Origin of the sequence: Pseudomonas sp. NC02 (assembly GCF_002874965.1) — a bacterium.
In the GTDB taxonomy this organism is placed as follows: Bacteria; Pseudomonadota; Gammaproteobacteria; order Pseudomonadales; family Pseudomonadaceae; genus Aquipseudomonas.
This window is the reverse complement of record NZ_CP025624.1, coordinates 3,036,902-3,061,764: the sequence shown is the minus strand read 5'-3', so window position 1 is coordinate 3,061,764 and position 24,863 is coordinate 3,036,902. Positions and strand designations below refer to the sequence as shown.

Here is a 24,863-nt window from a genome sequence, read left to right as displayed (position 1 = left end):
TTCTCGTGACCTATGGGCCGAACGGCATCCGTGCCGGGCTGAAAAGTCAGGGATTGTAGCGAGAATAAATCTTGTACACCTGAAATATTGTCGTATAGCCATCATTCAAAATTTGACGCCAATCCGCTGGCTCAAAAACACCGCAGAACCCTTGTGGGAGCGGGCTTGCCCGCGAAAGCGGCGGGTCAGTTCATACACAGTTGACTGACCCGCCGTTTTCGCGAGCAAGCCCGCTCCCACACAAGCCCGTACACCAGCCAGAGCGGGGTTTACTTCTTGTCGCTCAGCTGCATTTGGCCATCCCAACCACCGCCCAGTGCAGCGATCAGTTGCACACTGGCAACCAGCCGGGTTTGCAGCAGGGTCAGCACCGTACGCTCGTTGCTCAGGGCGGTGGCTTGCACGGTGACCACATCGAGATAGGCGATCAACCCGGCCTTGTACTGGTTCTGGGTCAGGCGCAGGGATTCCCGGGCCGCTTCGAGGGCCTCGTTACTCACGACCGCCTCGTCTTCCAGGACCTTGAGCTGGACCATGTAGTTTTCCACCTCGCGGAAACCGTCGAGTACGGTCTGGCGGTACTTGGCCACGGTTTCATCGTAGGACGCCTCGGCGCGGTCAACTTCGGCCGAACGCTGGCCCCCGTCGAACAGGGTCATGGCGAGTTTCGGCCCCACCGACCAGAAGCGGTTCGGCAGGCTGATCCAGTCGGCGTAGGTGCTGCTGGAGTAGCCGCCGGCCAGGCTCAGGGTCAGGTCCGGGTAGTAAGCGGTCTTGGCCACGCCGATGTTGGCGTTGGCCGCGATCACCGAGCGCTCCGCCTGAGCGATATCCGGGCGGCGCTCCAGCAGTTGCGACGGCAGGCTCACCGGAATCTGCGGCAGCGCCGGAATGTCCTTGCTCACCGCCAGGTTGAAGTTGGCCGGCGGCACACCGATCAGCACGGCAATTGCGTTTTCCAGCTGCGCCCGCTGCCAGATCAGGTCGATCATGCTGGCCTGGGTGCTTTTCAGCTGGGTCTGGGCCTGGGCGATGGCGTCCTTGCCCGAGACACCGGCGCGGTATTGGTTCTGGGTCATCTGCAGGGAGCGCTGGTAGGTGTCCACCGTGGCCTGCAGCAAACGGGTCTGTTCGTCCATGACCCGCAGTTGCAGGTAATCCTGCACCAGTTCCGATTGCTGGCTCAGGCGCATCGCCGCAAGATCCGCCGCGCTGGCTTCGGCGCTGGCTTCATTGGCTTCCAGGCCCCGGCGCAGTTTGCCCCAGATATCGGCTTCCCAGCTCACGCCCAACTGGGTGTTGAGGGTGTCGCGAATACCGCTGCTGGAGCTGCTGAGGCTGGCGTTACTGCTGCCGGTACCCTGGCTGGCCCGGCTTTTCGAGGCACTCAGGTCAACCGTGGGGAAGAACGCCCCACGGGCACTGCGCACCTGCGAGGCGGCCTGGCGATAACGCGCCTCGGCCTGGGCCACGGTCTGGTTGGAGCTGTTGAGTTTTTCTACCAGCTCATTGAGTTGTTTGTCGCCGTACAGCTCCCACCAGGCGCCCCGGGCCAGCGAGTCGCTGGGCGCGGCCTGGCGCCAGCCCTGGGCCTCTTTGTACTGGGCAGGCTCGGTCAATTCGGGGCGTTTGTAGTCCGGGCCGACGGCGCAGGCGCTGAGCATCACGCCGCACAGGGCCAGGCTCAGCAGCTTTGAGCCGCGAGTCATCGCCAGACGTTGCACGGTGGGAAACGTTGAATCGGTCATAGCGCAGTGTCCAGGGCAGCATCGGTACGCACTCCGCGCCAACCGTTGAAACGGTGGCGCAGGCGGTCGAGATAAAGGTAAACCACAGGCGTGGTGTAGAGGGTCAGGATCTGGCTGAACACCAGCCCGCCGATAATCGTCAGGCCCAGGGGCTGGCGCATTTCCGCGCCTTCGGCCGTGCTGAGCAGCAGCGGCACGGCGCCAAGAATCGCCGCCAGCGTGGTCATCAGGATCGGGCGCAGCCGCACCAGGCAGGCGGCGCGGATCGATTCCAGCGGGCTCATGCCGTCCTTGCGTTCCAGTTGCAGCGCAAGGTCGATCATCAGGATCGCGTTTTTCTTCACCACCCCGATCAGCAGGAACAGCCCCAGCAGCGAGATCAGGCTGAACTCGCCCCCCAGCAGGTAAATCGAAAGCAAGGCGCCCACCCCCGCCGACGGCAAGGTCGACAGAATGGTCAGCGGGTGGATATAGCTCTCATACAGAATCCCCAATACCAGGTACACCGCTACCAGTGCACCGAGGATCATGAACGGCTGGCCTTTCTGGGTGGCGGCGAAGGCGTCGGCCGTACCGGCCATCTTCGCGATCACCTCTTCCGGCAGGCCGACCTTGGCAATCGCCCGCTCAATGGCGGCCGTGCCCTGCTCCACCGTGACGCCGGGCGACATATCAAAGGCAATGTTTTCCGAGGCGAACTGGCCTTCATGGCTGACCCGGTCGTCCGCCAGGCTGTTCTCATAGTGAGCGATGGCCGACAGCGGCACGCGCGCACCGGTGGACGTGATCACCTGCATCTGATTGAGGGTGATCGGGTCCTGGGCGTACTTCGGATTGACCTCCATCACCACCTGGTACTGGTTGAGGCTGTCGTAGATGGTGGAAATCTGCCGCTGGCTGTAGGCGTTGTTGAGCACGGCAGTGACCATGTCCATGTCAATGCCCAGGCGCTTGGCCTGGTCGCGGTCGACAATCAACGTCACCTGGGCCGCCCCACGTCCTTCACGGGCATCGATGGCGGTCAGCTCCGGCAGCTCACGCAACGCGGCAACCACTTTCGGGTACCACAGGCGCAAGGCCGCCAGGTCGCCGCTTTGCAGGATGTAGGAATACTGCGAGGTGGTCTGGTCGCGGCCGCCGCCGAATTGCAGGTCCTGGTCAGCCATCAGCATCAGGCGCCCGCCGGGCACCAGTGGCACATTCTTGCGCATGCGCTCGATCACCGCCTGGGCAGAAATCTTGCGTTCGCTGATGGGCTTGAGCCGCACCAGCATCACCGCGTTGTTGGTGCCGCTGTTGCCGCCAATAAAGCCTGCCACGCTCAACACCGCGGGGTCCTGCAGGACCGCCTTGCGGAAGATTTCCATCTTCGGCTGCATCACACTGAATGACAGCCCGTCGTCGCCACGCACAAAGCCGATCAGTTGCCCGGTGTCCTGCTGGGGCATGAAGGTTTTCGGCACCACCACATACAGCGCGACGTTGACCCCGATGGTCACCAACAGGCTGAGCAGCGTCAGGCGCTTGTGGCGCAGCACCCAGTCCAGGCTGCGGGCATAGCCTGCCACCATGCGGTCGTTGATCTTCTGGCTCCAGCGCTGCAAGCCTGTCTCCTGGCCTTTGACATGGGGCTTGAGCCAGCGGGCGCAGAGCATCGGGGTCAGGGTCAGCGACACCACCAGCGAGACGATGATCGCCGCTGCGAGGGTGATGGAAAACTCGCGGAACAGGCTGGTAACGATACCGCCCATGAACAGGATCGAGAGGAACACCGCCACCAGCGAGACGTTCATCGACAGCAAGGTGAAGCCGACTTCCTGGGCCCCCAGGTACGCCGCCTTCATCGGCGGCACACCCTCGTCGATGTGCCGGGAAATGTTCTCCAGCACCACGATGGCATCGTCCACCACCAGGCCGGTGGCGAGGATCAGCGCCATCAGCGACAGGTTGTTCAGGGAAAAGCCGAACAGGTACATCACTGCAAACGTACCCACCAGCGACACCGGCACCGCCAGGGTGGGAATCAGCGAGGCGCGGAAGTTGCCGAGGAACAGGTACACCACCAGGATCACCAGGGCCACGGCAATCAGCAGGGTCATCTCGGCTTCGTGCAAGGTGGCGGTGATCACCGGCGAACGGTCCATGGCCAGGTTCAGCTTGACGCTGGACGGCAACACCGCCTGCAAGGCCGGCAGTTGTGCCTTGATCTGCTTCACCGTCTCGATGATGTTGGCGCCGGACTGGCGGTTGATCACCAGCAGCACCGCCGAGTCATTGTTGAAGAAGCCGCTGTTGTAGCGGTCCTCGACGCCGTCGCTGATCTTCGCCACATCCCCCAGGCGCAAGGCCGCGCCATTCTGGTAGCGGATCAGCAGCGGTTCATAGTCCTTGGCCTTTTCCAGCTGGTCGTTGGCCTGGATCTGCCAGTTGCGCTGGCTGTCCTCCAGCGAACCCTTGGGCCGGCGCACGTTGGCATTGGCGATGGTATTACGCACATCGTCCAGGGCCACGCCGTACTGGTCGAGGGCCTTGGGTTCCAGTTCGATACGCACGGCGGGCAACGAGCTGCCGCCGATCTGCACTTCACCCACGCCCGGCACCTGGGACAGGCTCTGGGACAGGATGGTCGAGGCCAGGTCGTACAACTGGCCCTTGGGCAACACGTCCGAGGTCAGGGACAGCACCATGATGGGCGCCTGGGACGGGTTGATTTTCTTGTAGGTGGGCATGCTGCGCATGCCGCTTGGCAGCAGGTTACGCGAGGCGTTGATCGCCGCCTGCACTTCCCGCGCCGCGCCGTTGATGTCGCGATTGGAGTCGAACGCCAGGATCACCCGGGTCGAACCCTGGCTCGACGAACTGCTCATGGTGGTAATGCCGGCAATCGCGCCGAAGGAGCGCTCCAGCGGCGTGGCCACCGTAGACGCCATCACCTCGGGGCTGGCCCCCGGCAAGCTGGCCGACACCACGATCACCGGGAAATCGATCTGCGGCAATGGCGACACCGGCAACAGGTTGAAGCTGACGCCGCCCAGCAGCATGATCGCCAGGCTCAGCAGCATGGTGGCTACCGGCCGGCGAATGAAAGGTCCGGACAGGTTCATGACTCAACCGGCTCCAGGCGCACGGGTTCTTTGCGCCAGCGACGGCCGAGGCGGTCGAAATACAGGTAGATCACCGGGGTGGTAAACAGGGTCAACACCTGGCTCACCAGCAACCCGCCCACCATCACCAGGCCCAGCGGCTGGCGCAACTCGGCGCCGGAGCCGGTGGCGAGCATCAACGGTACGGCACCGAACAGCGCCGCCAGGGTGGTCATCAGGATCGGCCGGAAGCGCAACAGCGCCGCCTGGTAGATCGCGGTTTGCGGGTCCAGGCCCTGGTTGCGCTCAGCGTCGAGGGCAAAGTCGATCATCATGATCGCGTTCTTCTTCACGATGCCGATCAGCAGGATGATGCCGATGATCGCGATCATCCCCAGGTCGTTGCCACTGAGCAGCAAGGCCAGCAAGGCGCCCACCGCTGCCGACGGCAGGGTCGAGAGGATGGTGATCGGGTGGATGTAGCTCTCGTAGAGCACCCCGAGCACGATGTACATGGTCACCACCGCCGCCAGGATCAGCAGCAAGGTACTCGACAGCGAAGCCTCGAATGCCTGGGCCGCGCCCTGGAACTGGGTCTGCACGCCCACCGGCATGCCGATGTCTTTCTGGGTCTGGTTGATCAGGTCGACGCCCTTGCCCAGCGCCACGCCGGGGGCCAGGTTGAACGACATCATCACCGCCGGGAACTGACCGATATGCGCGATTGCCAACTGGGCCTGGCGCTGTTCCACATGGGCCAGGCTCGACAGCCGCACCTGGCCACCGTCGGTGGTTTTCACATGGATCTGGTTCAGGGCGTCCGGGCCGAGGGTTTCACCGGACTGGGCCTGCAATACCACGCGGTACTGGCTGGCCTGGGTGTAGATGGTGGATATCTGCCGCTGGCCGAACGCGTCGTACAGCGCGTCGGTGATGGTCGACACCGACACACCAAGGCGCGATGCGGCGTCACGGTCGATCACCAGGTACACCTGCAAGCCCTTGTCCTGCAGGTCGCTGGCGACGTCGGAGAGTTCCGGCAACTGGCTGAGGGCGTGTACCAGCTTTTCACTCCACAAGGCCAGCAGCTCGGCGTCCGGCGAGGACATGCTGAACTGGTACTGGGTACGGCTGACGCGGTCTTCGATGGTCAGGTCCTGCACCGGCTGCATGAACAGGCGAATCCCCACCAGCTTGTCCAGTTGCGGCTGCAGGCGCGTGATGATCTGTGCCGCGCTCAGGTCCCGTTCGCCGTGGGGCTTGAGGTTGATCAGCAGGCGCCCACTGTTGAGGGTGGCGTTATCACCGTCTACCCCGATATAGGACGACAGGCTCTCCACCGCCGGGTCTTCGAGGATGATCTTCGCCAGTTCCTGCTGGCGCTGGCTCATCGCCGCAAAGGAAATCGACTGTGGCGCTTCGGAAATGCCCTGGATCACGCCGGTGTCCTGCACCGGGAAGAAGCCCTTGGGCACCACCATGTACAACACCACGGTCAGGCCCAGGGTGGCGATGGCCACCAGCAGGGTCAGCGGCTGATGCTTGAGCACCCACTGCAACTTGCGCCCGTAGGCCTCGATCAGCCAGTCGATCCAGGCGCCGCTGGCCTTGTAGAAACGGCCCTGCTCTTCCTCTTTCGGCTCACGCTTGAGCAACCGCGCGCACATCATCGGCGTCAGGGTCAGGGACACCACCAGGGAAATCAGGATCGCCACCGCCAGGGTGATCGCGAATTCACGGAACAAGCGCCCCACCACGTCCGCCATGAACAGCAGCGGGATCAATACCGCGATCAGCGACAGGGTCAGGGAAATCAGGGTGAAGCCGATCTGCTTGGCGCCCTTGAGCGCCGCATTGAGCGGTGTATCGCCTTCCTCGATGTAGCGGGAAATGTTCTCCAGCATCACGATGGCGTCGTCCACCACGAAACCGGTGGCGATGGTCAGCGCCATCAGCGTCAGGTTGTTGATGGAGAAACCGGCGAGGTACATCACGCCGAAGGTGCCCACCAGGGACAGCGGCACGGCGATGGACGGAATGATGGTCGCGCTGAAGCGGCGCAGGAACAGGAACGTCACCATCACCACCAGGGCAATGGCGATCAGCAATTCGTGTTGTACATCCTTGACCGAGGCCCGGATGGTCTGGGTACGGTCGGTAAGCACCGTCACGTCCAGGCCCGCCGGCAGGTTGTCGGTGATGCTTGGCAACAGCGCCTTGATCCGGTCCACCACCTCGATGACGTTGGCCCCGGGCTGGCGCTGGATGTTCAGCAGGACCGCCTGGTTTTCGTTGGCCCAGGCCGCGAGGCGTTCGTTCTCGGCGCCGTCGACGATCTGCGCCACATCCTTGAGCCGCAACGGCGCGCCGTTGTTGTAGGCGAGGATCAGTTCGGCGTATTCCTTGGGCGAGACCAACTGGTCGTTGGCGTCGAGCATCGACACCCGCGTGGGGCCGTCAAAGTTACCCTTGGGCTGGTTGACGTTGGAGGCGGCGATCAGGGTGCGCACATCCGACAGGTTCAGGCCGTTGGCCGCCAGTGCCTCGGGGTTGACCTTGATCCGCACCGCCTGGCGCTGGCCGCCGGCGATGCTGACCATGCCGACGCCGCTGATCTGCGCGATCTTCTGCGCCATGCGCGTGTCGACCAGGTCATTGAGCTTGGGCAGCAACATGGTCTTGGAGGTGATGGCCAGGGTCAGCACCGGGGTATCCGCCGGGTTGACCTTGTTGTACACCGGCGGCGCCGGCAGGTCCTTGGGCAGCAGGTTGGTGGCGGCGTTGATCGCGGCCTGCACCTGTTGCTCAGCGACATCCATGTTGATGTCGAGGTTGAAACGCAGGGTCAGCACCGAGGCGCCGCCGGAGCTGGTGGACGCCATTTGGGTCAGGCCGGGCATCTGCCCGAACTGACGCTCAAGGGGCGCCGTGACCGCGCTGGTCATTACGTCCGGACTGGCGCCGGGGTACAGGGTCATCACCCGGATGGTCGGGTAATCCACCTGGGGCAAGGCCGAGACCGGCAGCAGGCGATAAGCGATCACGCCAGCCAGGACAATGGCCAGCATGCTCAGGGTAGTGGCTACCGGGCGAAGGATGAACAGCCGCGAGAGGTTCATGCGCCGCCCTTTTGCGCCTTGGCGGCATCAGCCGGGCCTTGTTGCGTCTTGGCTGCCGGTTGACCCTGGAGGTGTTCGGTCGGCGTGGTCGGCACTTCAGTGCTGTCGTTGACCACTTCAATGTCACTGCCGTCCTTCAGGCGGTCGGTGCCTTCCAGCACCACGCGGTCGCCGGCGGCCAGGCCTTGCTTGACCACGGTGTTGTCGCCGTCGGAATCACCGATCACCAGCGGACGCACCTTGACCTTCTTGTCGCCATCGAGCACGTAGACGAAGGTGCCGGTATTGCCGAACTGAATCGCCGCCGACGGCGCCAGCACCACGTTGTGCAGGGTGTCGGCCAGCAAGTGCACGTTCACGAACTGGTTGGGGAACAGCGCCTGGTCCTTGTTATCGAACCGCGCCTTGAATTTCAGGGTGCCGGTGGTGACGTCGATCTGGTTATCGAGGCTCTGCAGCACGCCCGTGGCTTTCACCGCGACATCGCCACGGTCCCAGGCTTCCACCGGCAGCTTGTTGCCGGCGTGATAACGCGCCAGCACGGTTTCCAGGGTGTTTTCCGGCAACGTGAAGACCACGCTGATGGGTTGGGTCTGGGTGATCACCGCCAGGAAGGTGGTGTCGTTGGCGGCGACGAGGTTGCCCACGTCCACCTGGCGCAGGCCGACACGCCCGGTAATCGGTGCGCGGATCTTGGTGAATTCGAGGTTGAGCTTGGCGTCATCCACCGCGCCCTGGTTGGTCTTGACCGTGCCCTGGTACTGCAACACCAGCGCTTCGGCGGTGTCCAGGGTCTGCTTGGCGATACTGTCCTGGGCATACAGGTCGCGATAACGCTGCACGTCGACCTGGGCGTTTTTCAGCTGGGCCTGGTTCTGCAGCAACGTGCCCTGGGCCTGGAGCAAGGCATTCTGGTAACTGCGCGGGTCGATTTCCGCCAGCAGGTCACCGGCCTTGACCATCTGCCCCTCTTCAAAGGCGATCTTGACCAGCTCTCCGCCAACCCGGCTGCGCACATTGATGGTGTTGAGTGCCGTCACCGTACCCAGCGCCTTGTAGTACACCGGGAATTCGCCCAGCACCGCCGGCGCCACACGCACCGGCACCGGGCCAGTGGAACCCCCAAAGCCCGGGCGCATCATCCCCGACTTGCCGGCATGCCCGGCGGGCTTCTTCTCGGCGCTGTCCTTGTGGCTGGTGCCAGGCCAGAACTTCCAGCACAGGCCGGCAATGACCAGCAGCACGAGAAGGCCGAACAGCCAGCGGCGGGAGTGACGAGGGGTGGATTGCATGGAGTGATCAACCATTGGGTGCGAGAGCTTCTTCTTCGGGAGGCTGAAAGATAAGCACTGGGGCGCGTTAAGAAAAGCGCCTTTACCGGCTATTTACCTTGGATTACAACTTTTAACTTCTGTGCTTAGTCCATTCGCTATCTGGCTAAGCCTCTGAAGCACAAATAAAAACGGCCTGGACTAGGCCAGGCCGTAATACTGCATCACGCGTGTTACTGCAAAACGACAGTAATGCGTAGTAACAGTTACTTCAAAACAGCCAGGGCTGCCTCGTAGTTCGGCTCTTGGCCGATTTCACTGACCAGTTCGCTGTGCAGTACGTTGTCGTTCTCGTCCAGTACCACGACGGCACGGGCGGTCAGGCCGCGCAGCGGGCCTGCGGCGATCGCAACGCCGTAGTCAACGGCAAAGCCGGCATCGCGGAAGTCCGACAGGTTCTTAACGTTTTCCAGGCCTTCGGCGCCGCAGAAACGTGCCTGGGCAAATGGCAGGTCAGTGGAGATGCACAGCACCACGGCGTTGTCCACGCTGTTGGCCTGGGCGTTGAACTTGCGAACCGAAGTCGCGCAGGTCGGGGTATCAACGCTTGGGAAAATGTTCAGCACTTTGCGCTTGCCGGCAAAGGTAGCCAGGGTCGCGTCCGACAGATCGCCAGCAGTCAGGGTAAAGGCTGGCGCTTTGGCGCCGACTTGTGGCAAGTCGCCGTCGACCTGGATAGGGTTGCCTTTATGGGTAACTTGAGCCATGAACGGAATCCTTCTAGTGGTGGTAGTGAAACGAATTTCAGGTGCCGAAGTTAAACACAAAGTTCGATGGGCACCTATGGGCGGACGCAAATTGTCATGGTGCGAGGCTCAACGCCCCGCCGCCACGAACCCGCGCTGCAGATCCTCGATCAACGCCTCCACATCCTCCAGCCCCACATGCAGGCGCACCACCGGGTTCAATCCACGGTCGGCGGCGCTCTGGCGATCCTGTGTATCGGCCAGGGTCACCAGGCTTTCAAAGCCGCCCCAGGATGCGCCCAGGCCAAACAGCTGCAGGCCGTCGATAAACCGTTCGACGTAGCCGGCATCCGCGCGGTCGAGTTCGAAGGACAGCAAACCGTTGCTCCCGCTGAAGTCACGCTTCCACAGCGCGTGGCCAGGATGCTCCGCCAGTGCCGGATGAAACACCCGCCTGACCTGCGGCTGCGCCTGCAACCACTGGGCAATCTTCAACGCCTGGCGCTCGTGCACGTCCAGCCGGGAAGCCAGGGTGCGTGCGCCACGCAGGATCAGGTAGGCATCGTCGGCACTCACCGCATTGCCAAAGGTATCGCTCATTTTCGCCAGGGCCGGCCATGCCGCTTCGGTGGTGCAGACGCTGCCCATCATCACGTCACTGTGGCCGCCAAGGTACTTGGTCAAGGCCATGATCGAGATGTCGGCACCCAGCGCCAGCGGTCGGTACAGGTACGCCGAGCCCCAGGTGTTGTCCACCGCCAACAGAATGCCCCGCGGCTTGCACAGTGCGGCTAGCGCGGGCAGGTCACACAGCTCATACAGCAGCGAACCCGGCACTTCGGCGTAGACCATTTTGGTGTTGGCCTGCAGTTGCGCTTCCAGGCCGCTGCCGTCCGGGGCGAAATAGCTGACTTCGATGCCGAATGGCTGGAGGAACTCCCGGGCCAGTTTGCGCACCGGCGAATAGACGGCGTCGGTGATCAACACATGGTCGCCGGGCCGCAGGTAGGCCAGGAACGTCTGCGCCGCGGCGGCGAGCCCGGTGCCATACAGCCGTGTGCGATAGCCCCCCTCAAGTTCGGTGACCAGGTCTTCAAGGGCAAAAGCGGTGGGATTGCCGCGTGCGCCGTAACTCAGGACCCGCTCACTGTCGCGTCGGGAGCGCGCGTCACGCATCTGGGCCAGGTTGTCGAACAGCACGGTGCTCAGGCGGGTGATCGGTACGTTCACCGCCCGACCACCATTGCCGCCTTCGGTACGCGCCGCGTGAATCAGCCGGGTACGCACGCGTGACGCGGGCAACAACGGCTTGAGACTGGCGATTTCCGCTTCGCTCATCTGTGCCAACAGGCCAATTTCCCAGGCGAGATATTGGCGGGCAGCGTCCTTGTTGCCGCTGTGACGGTCGTGGGTGAAGAACAGGAAGTCGATGCACTGGTTGTCCGGAGGCGTTTGCGCATCCTCGATCACCGGCAAACCGGCCGCAACCCACGCGGAATAGCCGCCGTCGAGCAAACGCACATCGCCGCCCAAGCCCAACGCAGCAAAAGCGGCCAGTGCCGGATCATCAGCCAGCAGCACCAGTGGACGCCCACCAGCGGTCAACCGCGAACGAATCGACCAGCGCGAACCGACAATCCGGCCCTTGCGATGGATCATGCTCGGGCGCAGGTCCACCAGGTCCACGGTGCCGTCCTTCAGCGCATCGGCCAGCGCCTGCACCGAGATCAGCGGCAGCGCGTCAAAGGGCACGGCCTCCTTGACCTCCAGCGCCAATCCACTGTGGACGCCACCCTCCAGCACATACGCCTCATGCCCCAACTGCCGCAGCCAACTGGCGACAATCGGCGCACGCACACCATCACTGTCCAGCAGCACCACCCGTGCCTGACGCACGCCGATGTACAGGTCGGTGGACTGGATCAATTGCCCGCCCGGCGTGTGTTGCGCCCCCGGCAAACTGCCGGCGGCAAATTCTTCAGCGGTACGCACATCGCACAGGAACAGGCTACGGGCCGGGTCCGCCGCCCATTGCCGGACCTGCTCCGCCTTGACACTGACCACCCCTGCCCGCTCCGCCAACCGCCGGGCAGCCTCGCGCTGCCGGCCCAGATCCGTCGAGACCTGGTCGGCATAACGCCGGGTGCTGCCGTGCTCCAGCTTGAAATCCGCCAGGTACCAACCCTGGGTACCGTTTTCCAGGGCATAAACCGGGTTCTTCACCCCGAGGTTGATCAACGTCTGGGCGCCGATAATGCTGCGGGTACGCCCGGCGCAGTTGACCACGATCGGCGTGGTTTCATCCGGCACCAGGTCGTGCACGCGGTAACCCAGCTCACCATTGGGGCAGCAGATCGAACCGGGAATGGTCATCTTGCGGTATTCATCGAACGGCCGACCGTCCAGCACCACCAACGGCTCGCCCGTGGCCTGCCAGTCCGCCAGTTGCTGCGCGGTGACGTGGGGTGTGTGGCTGGCCTCTTCCACCAATTCGCCAAAGGCTTTCGACGGCACATGCACCCCGGCGAACAACTGCAAACCCGCCGCCTGCCAAGCGTTCGCACCCCCTTCCAGCACATGCACATGGCGGTAGCCCAGCGCTTGCAAACGCAGTGCCGTGCGCGCAGCCACATCGCCGCCGTCCTGGTCGTAGATCACCAGGCGCACCCGGGGATTCGGTGCCAGGCGCTGCACCTCCAGTTCCAGGCGGCTATAGGGCAGGTTCACCCCGTGAAACAGGTGGGCCTCGCCGTATTGGCCGTGCTCGCGTACGTCGAACAGGGCGATTTCCTGGCCGTCAAACAGCCATTGTTGCAATTGCCCGGGTGTGATGGTCTGGCTCATGGAAGTCCCGCAAAAAATAGATGGGTTACTGCAAGGCCAGCGAACGCTCGCCGGCGGCCACTTCACGGCCCTTGGCATAGGCCCGCTGGACTGCCGGGCGCGCCTTGATGCGCAGACGCCAGGCCTGGATGTTCGGGTAGTCCGCCAGGTCCTGGCCTTGGCGCAGGGGCTGGATCCACGGGAAGATCGCCATGTCGGCCACCGAGTATTCGCCCGCCACATACGGCACCTCCGCCAGGCGCTGCTCCAGCACCCGATACAGGCGCGTGGCTTCGGCGTTCAGCAGGTCCAGGGCAAAGGGAATCGGTTCCGGGGCCTTCTCCTTGAACAGCTGCAACTGGCTCAGGTACGGGGTGATATGCCCTACCTGCCAGAACAGCCATTCCTGGACCTTCTGGCGCTCGGCGGTACCGGCGGGCGGCAGGAAGCGCCCAGCCTTGTCCGCCAGGTAGTTCAGGATCGCCCCGGACTCGAACAGGCTCAGGGGTGCTTCAAGGCGGTGGTCGACAATCGCCGGAATCCGCCCATTCGCACTGATGCGCTGGAAGCTTTCCTGCTTCTGCGCGCCTTCGCGGATGTTGACCGGAATCAGGCGGTACTCCGCCTCCAGCTCTTCCAGCAGGATGCCGACTTTCAGGCCGTTGCCCGTAGGCCAGTAATACAGATCAATCATAAAAAACCCTGGATGAACGCGGATCCAATTGTGGGAGCGGGCTTGCTCGCGAATGCGGTGGGTCAGAAACGCATTCATTGGCTGACACACCCCATTCGCGAGCAAGCCCGCTCCCACATTTGATGTGTGTTGTGCTCAGGAATAGGCCCGGATTGAAGGCGCCATCTGCGAGGCGTTGTAGTTGAGGATCCGGCCGTCTGCTTCAACGCCGTAACGGCCATTGAGGGATTCCAGCGGCAAGCCGTACAGGTGGAAATGCAAGGTCGCCTGCTCACCCTCAACGCGAATCCCGTGCAGGTCTTCACCGAGGAACGAGATAGAGGTGCCCGGCTGCACGACGACTTCTTTCTCAAGGGTCAGGGTGGTGAAGCCTTCCTCACGCCCTTCATCGTTGCGGCCATACACGTAGTTGATTTCCTGGCCTTCAACGGCACTGATGATCGCCCAGGTTTCGTGGTTGTGCGGGATGGTGCTTTTGCCCGGCAGCAACGAGTTCAGGTACAGGGTGGGCGTGTCGCCGTCGTCGTTCAGGCGATAGCGGAACGCGGTACTGCCCTGGCCCGGCACCGGCGCGGGGAATTCGCTGAAGTTGAACAGGTCCCGGCGCTCGGCCAGGGTTTCCAGCAGCCCGACGATTTCCACCAGGGCCGCGCGGTCTACGCCACGCTGGTTGATGACGCGGATCTGCTGCAGGAAGTCTTCGATAACGGCGGCACGGTTTGCGGTACTCATGACGAGGTTCCTCTTGTTAGACGGACAGGGTGTAGCGGCTCAGGTTGGTCAACAGGTACGGATCGTTGGCGATCGGCGGCCGACGGCCGGGATCGCCCAAGGCATGGCGCAGGAATTCCTGGGTCCGTTCACTGGTGGGGCGCTGGAAGATCTGCTCGGCGCTGCCGTGCTCGACGATCACGCCGTTTTCGGTGAAATAGACGATGTCGCTGATCTCTTCGGCAAAGCGCATTTCGTGGGTCACCAGCACGCAGGTCATGCCTTCTTCGGTCAGCTCGCGAATCACCGTCAGTACTTCACCGACGGTTTCCGGGTCCAGGGCCGAGGTCACTTCATCGAACAGGATCAGCTCGGGGCGCATCGCCAACGCCCGGGCAATCGCCACCCGCTGCTGTTGGCCGCCGGACAATTGGCCCGGATAGGCATCGGCCTTGTGCTCCATGCGCACCTTGGCCAACAGCGCCCGGGCATCTTTCTCGGCATCGGCACGGTTGCGACCGAGCACCTTGCGCGGGGCGATCACCAGGTTTTCCAGCACGGACAAATGCGGGAACAGGTTGTATTGCTGGAATACAAAACCCACACGCTTGCGCAACTCGATGCGCTGGGCTTCCTGGGTCAGCGTATCGACCCGGGTTTCGCCCACGCGAATGGTGCCGCGCTGAGGCTGCAACAGGCCGGTGATGCAACGCAGGATGGTCGACTTGCCCGAGCCCGACGGGCCGATGATCGACACCGCCTGGCCGCGATGCACGTCGAGGTCGATGCCCTTGAGCACCCGGTTGTCACCGAACGACAGCTGCAAATCCCGCAGGCTGACCAGGGGTTCAATAGAAGGCATAACGGCGCTCCAGGCGTTGGGTCAAACGGGAAATCGGGTAGCAGTAGGCAAAGAACAGCACCAGCAAACTCAGGTAGATCACCACGGTAAAGCCGGTCATGTTCACGGTGTTGCTGGCGATCTGTGCGGTATCGATCACGTCGTGCACGCCCACCAGCGACGCCAGGGCGGTGCCCATGGTGACCACCGCGTAGAGGTTCATCCACGGCGGCAACATGCGCTTGAAGCACTGGGGCAGAATGATCGAGCTGAATATCTGGCCGCGGGTAAATGCCAGTGAGCGCGCCGCCTCCCACTGGGTGCTGGGGATCGAGCCGATGGCGCCGCGAAAGATCTCCGCCACGTTGGCGCTGGCCGGCAATGCCAGGCCAATCGTCACCTTGACCCAGTCCGGGAACGACACGTAGCTGCTGCCGATATGGATCTCGAACGGGAACACGTAGGTGGTGAAATAGATCAGCACCAGCCACGGTGCATTGCGGAAAACCTGCACCCAGATCCGCGCGGGCAACCGAAGCAGGCGAAGGGGTGACAGGGCCAACGCGCCCACCATCAGGCCCAGCAGCGAACCAAGACCAATCGCCACCAGGCTGATCAGGATGTTCTGGCCGAAACCAGTCACCAGCGCCGGCGACCATTGCAGCAACGCCGACAGCACCGGGAATGAATCAATGGCCATAGCCGGGCATCCTCAGGCGCGCTTCCAGCCAGCGCCCCACACAATTGACGGTAAAACTCAGCAAGCCGAAAAAGCTCAGGATCAGAATCATCAGCTCCAGCACGTTATCGCTCTGGGTCCAGATCATGATCGAGGCGTAAGTGATGTCGCCCACGGCGATGGCCGAGGCCACGGCGGTCATTTTCACCAGGTCGATCAGGTTGTTGATCAGCGACGGCAGCGCGAAGCGCAGGGCCAACGGCAACTGCACATTCCACAGCAATTGCCGACTGCTGAACGCCAGGGAGCTGGCGGCTTCCAGGGTCACGGCGGGCACCGCTTCGATGCCGGCGCGCAGGGCTTCGGCGTGGAACGCGCCCTTGTGCAGCGAAATCACGATCACCACCCAGGCAAACGGCGTCAGCGGGTTGGCCGCGCCGACGGCCTGGGTCAGCAGCATGTTCAACACCAGGAATGCGCAGTACAGCTGCACCAGGGTCGGCGTGTTGCGGGTGACTTCGATAAACACCCGCGCCGGTTTGGCCAGCCACGGGTTGCCGGAAGTCAGCAGCGCCGCCAGGCTGATCCCGGCCAGCAGGCTGCCGACGATGGTGAACAGGCACAACAGCACCGTGGTCAGCGCGCCCTGCTCCAGGGTGCCGCGCTGATAGGCATCCAGCAGGAAGCTGTAGTTGAGGCCGATACCGGCGGCCCAGCGCACAAAAAGCTCCAGCCAATGACTCATTCGACGCCCCGCAGCTTGCCGCAGGCGACAGCGATACGGCGGCCGGCCTCGGCCACGCTGTCGGTCGCCGTGGCGATGGACAGGCGAAACCACGGCGACAGGCCGTAGGCACTGCCCGCTACTCCGGCGACGCCCTCCTCCAGCAAGTACGCGACGACATCGCCGTCATCGTTCAGGCACTGACCGTCCGGGCGATAGCGGCCAAGCAAACCGGCGCAACGCACGAACACGAAAAAGCCGCCCTGGGGTTCGAGTACTTCCAGGCCCACGACGGTGCCGAGGGCCATCATCAACAGGTCCCGGCGCAGCTGATAGGCCGCTACCTGCTCGGCCAAAAAGCCCAGCCCGCCGGTGAATGCAGCCAATGCAGCGGCCTGGCCCACGGAGGAAGCACCGGAGGTGGATTGCGACTGAACAACCGCCATTGCATGGGTCAAGGCCTGCGGCCCGGCGCCGAAACCGATGCGCCAGCCCGTCATGGCGTAGGTCTTGGACACGCCGCCCACCAGCAGGCAACGGTCCTGCAAATCCGGCGCGACGTTCAGCAGGCTCTGGGCCGGGCGCCCGTCGAAGCGGATGTGTTCGTAGAGTTCATCCAGCAGCACCAGCACCTGGGGATGGCGACGCAGCACCTCGGCCAGCGCGTGCAGTTCAGCCTCGCTATACACCGCACCGCTCGGGTTGCCCGGGCCGTTAAGGATCAGCCAGCGGGTGCGTTGATTGATGTGTTGCTCCAGCTGGGCGGGCAGCAGTTTGCAGCCCTGCTCCAGCCCGCACTCGATAAAAACCGGCTCGCCACCGTTGAAGCGCACGCTGTCGGGGAACGACGGCCAGTAAGGCGTCGGCACCAGCACTTGATCGCCATCGTCGAGGGTTGCGGCGAAGGCGTTGAAGATGATTTGTTTCGCGCCGTTGGCGATCACGATATTCGGCAGCGAATAGTCCAGGTGGTTTTCTTCGGCCAGTTTTCGCTGCACGGCCACGCGCAAGGCTTTTACCCCGGGTGTCGGCGTGTACTTGGTGGCGCCCGCAGCAATGGCTGCGCAGGCGGCTTGCTTGATGTGCTCCGGGGTATCGAAATCCGGCTCGCCGGTGGTCAGGTCCAGGATGTCGCGGCCGGCGTCACGCAGTTCCGTGGCGCGGGATTTGGCCGCCGCATTGGCCGACAGCGACACGCGCTGCACCCGCTTGGACAAGCGAACGGTCATGGCTGCACCTCAATGACTTTGCCGGGATTGAGCAGGTTTTTCGGGTCGAGGGCCCGCTTGATGCGGCGCATCAGGTCCAGTTCCACCGGGCTTTTGTAGCGGCCCAGCAGGCCGACCTTGCGCTGGCCAATCCCGTGTTCGGCGCTGATGGAGCCGCCGTGGGCATGGGCGCCGTCGTGTACCAGCAAGCTCAATTCGGCGTAGTTGCGCATGTGCTCGTCGACCGTTGAATCCAGCGGATGGGCCACGTTGTAATGCAGGTTGCCGTCCCCCAGGTGCCCGAACGTGAAGTTGCGAACACCGGGGAAATGCGTCTGCAACAGCGCATCGGTATGGGCGACGAAGGCGACGATTTGCGAAATGGGCACCGAGATATCGTGCTTCATATTGCGTCCGGCACGCTTCTGCGCTTCGCTCATGTTCTCCCGCAGCAGCCATAGCGCTTCGCTTTGCGCCAGGCTTTCGGCGATCAGTGCGTCGGCCAGCAGTGACTGTTCGAAGGCTTCACCGAGGACCGTTTCGAAGGCTTCGCGGGCGTGGGTTTCACCGTGGTTATCCGACAGCTCCAGCAAGGCAAACCAGGGTTGGCTGGCGTTGAGAAACGGTTGCGGGCCCTCGGGAAATTGCTCGCGCAACAACGCCAGGCAATCGGCGCTGAGCAATTCGAATGCAGTGAGGTTTGCACCAAAACCGGCGCGGGCATGGGACAGGAACGCCACCGCCTGGGCCAACTCGTCAAACGCCAGCAGCGCTGTCGCCTGGGCCTTGGGCAGCGGGAACAGCTTCAGGGTCGCGGCGGTGATAATCCCGAGGGTACCTTCGCTGCCCACGTACAAATCCCGCAGGTCGTAGCCGGTGTTGTCCTTGCGCAACCCTCGCAGGCCATTCCAGATTTCGCCTTCGGCGGTCACTACTTCCAGGCCCAGGGTCAACTCGCGGGTGTTGCCATAACGCAGCACGGCGGTGCCGCCTGCATTGGTGCCAAGGTTGCCGCCGATGGTGCAACTGCCTTCGGCGCCAAGACTCAATGGAAACAGGCGACCGGCTTCACGGGCCACGTCCTGGATGTTTTGCAGGATGCAGCCGGCTTCGACGGTCAGGGTGTCGTTGTCGGTATCGATCACGCGCACCCGGTTCATGCGGTCGAGCAGCAACAATACCGCGCGGCCGCTGGCATCCGGTGTGGCACCCGCCATCAGGCCGGTGTTGCCGCCCTGGACCACGATGGGCGCTTCCAGGGCGACACACGCACGCACCACGGCGGCCACTTCCTCGGTGTTGGCCGGGTGCACCACGGCGATCACCTGGCCGGTGTAGCGGCCCTGTTTGTCGGTCAGGTACTGGGCGGCATCTTCACTGCGCTGCACATGGGCGGCGCCGAGCAGTTGTTGCAGGGTGGCGAATAGCGCTTCACTCATGGCTGTACTGCTCGTGCAGATCACGCAGGGCTTGGGACGGAGCCATGCCGGTACGTTCGCCGAGGGCGATCAACCAGCCGCTGCGATGCCAGTCGCGCACGATGGCGTCGAGCCTGGCCTGGGTGTCGTGTTCGCCTTTACGGATCCAGATCACGGATTTGGACGGGATCAAATCCCCCGGCAACGGGATCTCGTAGCCGGACCATTCGGCATCGCCGAGCAGCGCGTGCATGGTCGGGCTGACGTGCACCGCCGCCACACAGCCATTGCCGCGCAACGACAGCAGGGATTCGGACTGGCTGCGGAACGCCTTGATCTGCGCGCCGTAGGTTTCCTGCAACGGCTTGATGAAGTTGCTGCCCTGGGACACGCACACCGGCTTGCCCTTGAGGTCGGCCCACTGGGTGATGCCGGCGCCTTTGCGGATCAACGCCGCGCCGCCGACTTCTTCATAGGGCGTGGGCACGTAGTCGAGAATCTCGGCGCGTTCGTCGGTGTACTGCATGTTGGCGATCAGCACGTCGACCTTGCCCTGTTGCAGGAACTGCACGCGGTTGGGCGCCAGTACCGAAACGGTCCTGGTCTCCACACCCAGCGCCTGGCCCAGGCCCTTGGCCAGTTCGACGTTGTAGCCCAGGTGTTCGCCGGTCTTGGGGTCGATGGTGCCAAACGGCGGACCGCTGAGGATCACGCCGACGCTGATGGCGTGGCGTTGCTGGATCTTGTCGAGGGTGGCGTCGGCGTGGGCCAGGCTGGCGCACAGTGCCAGGCCCAAGGCAGTCAGGGTTCTCAATGTCATGTGTCAGGCGCCCTTGAACTGTTTTTGCAACTCCACCAGCGCCGGGGACGCCGGGGTGATGTGGTTGCGGGTCTGGGCTTCGATCAGCCAGCCGCTGCGGTGCAGGTCCTTGACGATGGGGTCGAGTTTGGCCTGGGTGTCGCTCTCGCCACGGCGGGTCCAGATTACCGATGGCGCCGGGTTCAGCTCGGGACTGAGGGTGCGGTAATCCTTCCATTCGGCGCTGTCGTTGATCAGCGGGTTGACCAGGGTGGAGTCATGCACCGCGGCGACGCAGTTGTTGCCGCGCAGGGCCAGCAGGGATTCCGAAGAGCTCTTGAAGGCCTTGATCTGCGCGCCCAGTTCGGTCAACGGCTTGACGTAGCTGCTGCCCTGGGAGGTGCACACCGGCTGGTCCTTGAGATCTTCCCAGCGAGTGATCTTGCTGTCCTTGAGTACGGCAGCAGTGCCGCCGATCTTGTAGAACGGCGTCGGCACGAACCCGAGGATCTCGCCACGCTCGGCGGTCCATTCCATATTGGCGATCAGCAGGTCGACCTTGCCCTGTTGCAGGAACTGCACACGGTTGGCCGGCAATACCGGCACCAGCTGCACCTCGGCGCCCAACTGACGACCCAGCTCGTTGGCCAGGTCGACGTTCAAGCCCCTGGGCTTCTGGGTGGTGGGGTCGATGCCGCCAAACGGCCCGCCAGACAGCAGCACGCCGACCACCAGCACATGGCGCTGCTGGATCTTTTCCAGGGTCGCATCGGCCTGAGCCACTGCGCTGCCGCCCAGGGCGATCAACGCGCCCAGGACCACAGGCAACCTTCGTTTTACCGCCGCGCGCACAAACCCCATGGAACCCCCCTCATTAGCGATCGGCGTACCCCGACCTGATGTGGGGGCATGCTAGGGAGAGTGCCGGGCTAACGGAAATTCAAATATCTAATATCGTTATAACTTCCCGTATATGGACGCGCTGACTTTTGGCCATATACTCGAATTCATTAGCCCTCGTAAAAACCCGGCGCGACAAAACATAAACATCTGTAATATTTATCTTCGCACCCTTGATATAAAAACGCCCTGGAATGGCCATGTCGACCCTCGATCTTGAACTGCTCCGCACCTTTATCGCCGTGGTCGACCACCACAGCTTTGCCGAAGCCGGCACTCACCTTGCACGCACACAATCTTCCGTCACCCAGCATATGCAGCGTCTGGAACAACAAGTGGGCGTCAGCCTGTTTGAAAAACGTGGCCGGCAAAAACAACTGACAGAACCCGGGATGCAACTGTTGCGGCATGCGCGGCAGATGCTCTCGCTGAATGACGATGCACTCAATTCCCTGCGGGAAAGCAGCCTCAGCGGCGTACTGCGTATCGGCTCGCCCCACGACATCGCCGACACCATCCTGCCGCCGATCCTCAGCCACATCGCCCGCTCGGCACCGCGCCTGCGCCTGGAGATCGACGTCGGGCGCAGCCCGTTCCTGATGGATGACCTGCACCGGGGCAAGGTCGACATGGTGATTTCCACCCGCGCCGATGCCAACCTCGAAGGCTTTGCGCTGCGCACCTCGCCGGTGTGGTGGATTTGTTCGGCGCAATACATTCACTCGCCAAGCGAGCCGCTGCCATTGATTCTGGTGGATGAGCCGAGCATTTATCGGCGCTACGCCCTTGAGGCGCTGGAACGGGCGAATATCCCGTGGCGCCAGGCGTACCTGGCATCGAACCTGATCGGTATCAAGGCGGCAACCCGCGCAGGGCTGGGCGTGACCCCGCGAAGCATGGAGATGCTAGGGCCGGATATGCGGGTATTGGGGGAAAACGATGGATTGCCGAGGATGCCGGAGGTGACGTACTACCTGTGGATCCGTCCGAACACGGCGAACCCGATTGCGCGCAAGGCTTATGACTTGATCAGGGCCAGCCAGGGGCTGGCGCTGGGATAACGGTTATTGCTGGGTCAATTGGGTCCACAACGCGGGTGCGCCGGCAGACTTGGCGATCGCCTCGAGGCGCGCTGCATGCTCGGCCATGTCCTGCTCGCTGGCACGAATGATCGTGGTGGGCTGGCGATCCGCTGGCAGGCGGCGGATTTCCGAAGGACGATTGCCCGAGCCCTCCGCCGAACCATTGCCGTCCGAGGCATTACCGGCCAGGGACAGGCTGGTCTGGCCACCGGTCATGGTGAGGTAGACGTCAGCGAGAATCTCGGAGTCGAGCAACGCGCCGTGGAGTTCACGGCCGGAGTTGTCGACGCCATAGCGTTTGCACAACGCATCGAGGCTGTTGCGCTGGCCCGGGTGACGCTCACGCGCCATCATCAAGGTGTCGAGGATCGAGCAGTGCCGGGTGATATCAGCCCGGTCGGTCTGCCCCATCAGCGCGAATTCGTTGTTGATGAAGCCAACGTCGAACGCCGCGTTATGGATGATCAGTTGCGCGCCGTTGATGAACTCAAAGAACTCATCCGCCACTTCGGCAAACCGTGGCTTGCCCACCAGGAATTCGTTGGTGATGCCGTGGACGCCGATGGCGCCTTCGTCACTTTCCCGATCCGGTTGCAGGTAGACGTGGAAGTGCCGGCCGGTGAGGCGGCGGCCCATCAGTTCGACACAGCCGATTTCAATGATCCGGTGGCCGTCGGTCACCGGCATGCCGGTGGTTTCGGTATCGAGTACAACAGATCGGATGGCCATCAGGGTTCAGCTCTCAACGGTTTGGTACATTTCAAAGGGCGGGATCTTAACACGTCAACCGGCATCAGCTCTGTTTGTAGCCGCGCACTTCATCCACACCGCGGTTGGCCAGTTGGTCGGCCCGCTCGTTGCCGGGATGGCCGATGTGCCCGCGCACCCATTTCCAGGTGATGTTGTGGCGATTGCATTGCTCATCGAGCAATTGCCACAGGTCGGCGTTTTTCACCGGCTCCTTGGCCGCAGTCTTCCAGCCGCGCTTCTTCCAGTTGACCATCCACTCGTTGATGCCCTTCATCACGTACTGGGAGTCGGTCACCAGCAATACGTCGCAACGGCGCTTGAGCTCTTCCAGGCCACGGATCGCGCCCATCAGCTCCATGCGGTTGTTGGTGGTGTTGGCTTCGCCGCCCCACAGTTCCTTCTCCACGCCCTTGCACACCAGCAAGGCGCCCCATCCGCCGGGGCCGGGGTTGCCCTTGCAGGCGCCATCGGTGAAGAGTTCTACGGTATCGGTCATTTCACTGTCCATTAAAGCGGGATCCATCAAAGCGGGTTGCCGATAATCGACCGACAAGTGCCCGAGGTCGAGAGGCTCGACCTGAAATCAAAAAGGTATGTTTACTGTTCGCTCTGCTTGCGATTGACCTTGGCCATCGGCATCGGCACCAGCTTGCCCATCGGCTCGCGACGCACCTGGCGCACCGGGCGCAGGCCAACGACGATCTTGCGCGCCACCAACAGGTAGAAACCCCCGCCGGACAATTGCCAGGCACCGGCCCTGCGTTCCCAGCCGGCCAGCCGGCCTTGCCACTTGGCAGACGCAAGCGGCGGACGATAGCACCCGAAGCGGCGTTTCTCCAGCGCAAAGCCCAGCAGGTTCAACCAGTCGCCGACTCGCGACGGCGAGATGCAGCGCGCCTGGCGCAGCCCGTCATGGGCGAACACATGGCGCAAGCCCCAACTGCTCCAGGGGTTGATGCCAATGATCAGCAAATGGCCACCAGGGCGCACGCTGCTGGCCGCTTCGCGCAGCAAACCGTGGGGCGACAGGCAGAAATCCAGGCCATGCTGCATCACCACCACATCGGCCGCATGCTCGCTCAACGGCCAGGCCTGCTCCTCGCAGACGATTTCAACCCCCGGCAGCGGCGCCCCCAGGCGCACATTGCGTTGCACCTGGGGTGCCGACGGCGGGGTTTGTGCCGACGGCCCGTAATGCACCAGGTAACCACCAAAGAACCGACCCAGCTCGTCTTCGAGCATGCGCCGTTCTTCATCCAGTAAAAATTGCCCGACAGGCCCGGACAGCCATTCACGGGCGGCACCGATCAGTGCCAGCCACTCGGGATCGGCCTGGGCGAACGCTTTATCAGTCATTGCATTCTCCAACGCGCCAAGAAGCTCTAAGATGCACCAATGTGTTCAGCTTGGCGAATCAAAGAATGATACAGATCAGTGCCCTGCCCGCCTTCACCGATAACTACATCTGGTTGTTACAGGATCAGCCGAACAAGCGCTGCGCGGTGGTCGATCCCGGTGATGCCGCGCCCGTGCTGGCCTGGCTCCAGCAGCATCCCGAGTGGACCCTCAGCGACATCCTGGTGACTCACCATCACCATGATCATGTCGGCGGCGTCGAGCAACTTAAAAGTGTTTCAGGCGCCACGGTCTACGGCCCGGCAAATGAAAAGATCCCGGCGCGGGACGTGGCACTCCAGGATAACGACCGCATCAACGTGCTGGGTTGGGACTTCGAGGTGTTTGCCGTACCCGGCCATACCCTGGGGCACATCGCCTTTTATCACGAGGGCGTGCTGTTCTGTGGCGACACCCTCTTCGCCGCCGGTTGTGGCCGCCTGTTCGAAGGCACCCCGCAGCAAATGCACACCTCACTGGAGCGCCTGGCGGCCTTGCCGGCCAACACGCTGGTGTACTGCACCCACGAATACACACAAAGTAACCTGAAATTCGCCCAGGCCGTGGAACCGCATAACGCGGATATCGCCGAACGGGTGGAGAACGTGCGGCAACTGCGGGCGAACGGCCAGATAACATTGCCTTCGACTTTGGCCCTGGAAAAACGCACTAACCCTTTTCTGCGGACCTCTGAAACATCCGTTAAAGAAAAAGCGGACGAACGGAATGGCCGCGATAACCGGGCCGGGAGTGAGGTGTTTGCTAGCTTGAGGTCGTGGAAAGATACGTTCTAAGCGCGCGGAATTTAGTACGTAATTTCTGAATGGTTGACCGCAACCCACGCGCTTTCTAGAATCGCCCGACATTTTTGC

General features: G+C 62.9%; 20 protein-coding genes. 2 read left to right on the top strand and 18 right to left on the bottom strand.

The window, feature by feature from the left end; all coding sequences use genetic code 11:
- Window positions 1–269 precede the first annotated feature (269 nt).
- The 15 genes from C0058_RS14505 to C0058_RS14435 all read right to left on the bottom strand — a co-directional run bounded on the left by C0058_RS14505 (window position 270) and on the right by C0058_RS14435 (window position 20,725).
- Complete coding sequence (locus C0058_RS14505) at window positions 270–1,748, bottom strand: efflux transporter outer membrane subunit (RefSeq protein WP_003207503.1); 1,479 nt, start codon at window positions 1,746–1,748, stop codon at window positions 270–272.
- Window positions 1,745–4,852 (bottom strand): efflux RND transporter permease subunit, encoded by a 3,108-nt coding sequence (locus C0058_RS14500; protein WP_003207502.1) that lies wholly within the window; start codon window positions 4,850–4,852, stop codon window positions 1,745–1,747. Before C0058_RS14500 ends, C0058_RS14505 begins: the two co-directional genes overlap by 4 nt.
- A complete protein-coding gene (locus C0058_RS14495; protein WP_102368882.1) occupies window positions 4,849–7,950 on the bottom strand; it encodes an MdtB/MuxB family multidrug efflux RND transporter permease subunit in 3,102 nt (1,033 codons plus the stop codon). Before C0058_RS14495 ends, C0058_RS14500 begins: the two co-directional genes overlap by 4 nt.
- Window positions 7,947–9,257 carry an MdtA/MuxA family multidrug efflux RND transporter periplasmic adaptor subunit gene (locus C0058_RS14490; protein ID WP_003207498.1) on the bottom strand — a complete coding sequence of 437 codons (1,311 nt, stop codon included), beginning with the start codon at window positions 9,255–9,257 and terminating at the stop codon, window positions 7,947–7,949. Before C0058_RS14490 ends, C0058_RS14495 begins: the two co-directional genes overlap by 4 nt.
- 230 nt (window positions 9,258–9,487) lie before the next feature.
- On the bottom strand, window positions 9,488–9,988 hold the full coding sequence (gene tpx, locus C0058_RS14485; RefSeq protein ID WP_102368881.1) for a thiol peroxidase: 501 nt from the start codon (window positions 9,986–9,988) through the stop codon (window positions 9,488–9,490).
- A gap of 108 nt (window positions 9,989–10,096) precedes the next feature.
- Window positions 10,097–12,811 (bottom strand): cystathionine beta-lyase, encoded by a 2,715-nt coding sequence (metC, locus tag C0058_RS14480; RefSeq protein ID WP_102368880.1) that lies wholly within the window; start codon window positions 12,809–12,811, stop codon window positions 10,097–10,099.
- 25 nt (window positions 12,812–12,836) lie between these two features.
- Window positions 12,837–13,484 (bottom strand): glutathione S-transferase family protein, encoded by a 648-nt coding sequence (locus C0058_RS14475; protein WP_032899376.1) that lies wholly within the window; start codon window positions 13,482–13,484, stop codon window positions 12,837–12,839.
- A 135-nt stretch (window positions 13,485–13,619) separates the two neighbouring features.
- Window positions 13,620–14,216, bottom strand: coding sequence for a cysteine dioxygenase (locus C0058_RS14470; protein ID WP_102368879.1), 597 nt, complete (start codon window positions 14,214–14,216; stop codon window positions 13,620–13,622).
- A 16-nt stretch (window positions 14,217–14,232) separates the two neighbouring features.
- Window positions 14,233–15,057: an amino acid ABC transporter ATP-binding protein gene (locus tag C0058_RS14465; RefSeq protein ID WP_003207489.1), complete on the bottom strand. Its 825-nt coding sequence runs from the start codon at window positions 15,055–15,057 to the stop codon at window positions 14,233–14,235.
- Entirely contained in the window at window positions 15,044–15,736 is a 693-nt protein-coding gene (locus C0058_RS14460) for an amino acid ABC transporter permease (protein WP_003207487.1), read from the bottom strand. Before C0058_RS14460 ends, C0058_RS14465 begins: the two co-directional genes overlap by 14 nt.
- Window positions 15,726–16,460 (bottom strand): amino acid ABC transporter permease, encoded by a 735-nt coding sequence (locus tag C0058_RS14455; RefSeq protein ID WP_102368878.1) that lies wholly within the window; start codon window positions 16,458–16,460, stop codon window positions 15,726–15,728. Before C0058_RS14455 ends, C0058_RS14460 begins: the two co-directional genes overlap by 11 nt.
- On the bottom strand, window positions 16,457–17,668 hold the full coding sequence (locus tag C0058_RS14450) for an aminotransferase class I/II-fold pyridoxal phosphate-dependent enzyme (RefSeq protein WP_102368877.1): 1,212 nt from the start codon (window positions 17,666–17,668) through the stop codon (window positions 16,457–16,459). Before C0058_RS14450 ends, C0058_RS14455 begins: the two co-directional genes overlap by 4 nt.
- Window positions 17,665–19,086, bottom strand: coding sequence for an FAD-binding oxidoreductase (locus tag C0058_RS14445; RefSeq protein ID WP_102368876.1), 1,422 nt, complete (start codon window positions 19,084–19,086; stop codon window positions 17,665–17,667). The genes C0058_RS14450 and C0058_RS14445 overlap by 4 nt, the downstream gene beginning before the upstream one ends.
- Window positions 19,079–19,885: a transporter substrate-binding domain-containing protein gene (locus C0058_RS14440; RefSeq protein WP_102368875.1), complete on the bottom strand. Its 807-nt coding sequence runs from the start codon at window positions 19,883–19,885 to the stop codon at window positions 19,079–19,081. Before C0058_RS14440 ends, C0058_RS14445 begins: the two co-directional genes overlap by 8 nt.
- A gap of 3 nt (window positions 19,886–19,888) precedes the next feature.
- Window positions 19,889–20,725, bottom strand: a complete 837-nt coding sequence (locus C0058_RS14435; protein WP_102368874.1) for a transporter substrate-binding domain-containing protein — start codon at window positions 20,723–20,725, stop codon at window positions 19,889–19,891.
- Window positions 20,726–20,964: 239 nt separating this feature from the next.
- Here C0058_RS14435 and C0058_RS14430 point away from each other — a divergent pair, with 239 nt between their 5' ends.
- The gene (locus tag C0058_RS14430; RefSeq protein ID WP_003207477.1) at window positions 20,965–21,825 is read left to right on the top strand and encodes a LysR substrate-binding domain-containing protein; all 861 of its coding nucleotides are present in this window, start codon (window positions 20,965–20,967) and stop codon (window positions 21,823–21,825) included.
- Between the two features lie 3 nt (window positions 21,826–21,828).
- Here C0058_RS14430 and dnaQ read toward each other — a convergent pair whose 3' ends face one another.
- From dnaQ to C0058_RS14415, 3 genes are all read right to left on the bottom strand, one after another.
- Window positions 21,829–22,569: a DNA polymerase III subunit epsilon gene (dnaQ, locus tag C0058_RS14425; RefSeq protein WP_162835175.1), complete on the bottom strand. Its 741-nt coding sequence runs from the start codon at window positions 22,567–22,569 to the stop codon at window positions 21,829–21,831.
- Between the two features lie 70 nt (window positions 22,570–22,639).
- Window positions 22,640–23,092 carry a ribonuclease HI gene (gene rnhA / locus C0058_RS14420; protein ID WP_003207474.1) on the bottom strand — a complete coding sequence of 151 codons (453 nt, stop codon included), beginning with the start codon at window positions 23,090–23,092 and terminating at the stop codon, window positions 22,640–22,642.
- Between the two features lie 101 nt (window positions 23,093–23,193).
- A complete protein-coding gene (locus tag C0058_RS14415; RefSeq protein WP_008435200.1) occupies window positions 23,194–23,952 on the bottom strand; it encodes a class I SAM-dependent methyltransferase in 759 nt (252 codons plus the stop codon).
- A gap of 65 nt (window positions 23,953–24,017) precedes the next feature.
- Here C0058_RS14415 and gloB point away from each other — a divergent pair, with 65 nt between their 5' ends.
- Window positions 24,018–24,785 (top strand): hydroxyacylglutathione hydrolase, encoded by a 768-nt coding sequence (gene gloB / locus C0058_RS14410; protein WP_003207471.1) that lies wholly within the window; start codon window positions 24,018–24,020, stop codon window positions 24,783–24,785.
- Window positions 24,786–24,863: the final 78 nt, after the last annotated feature.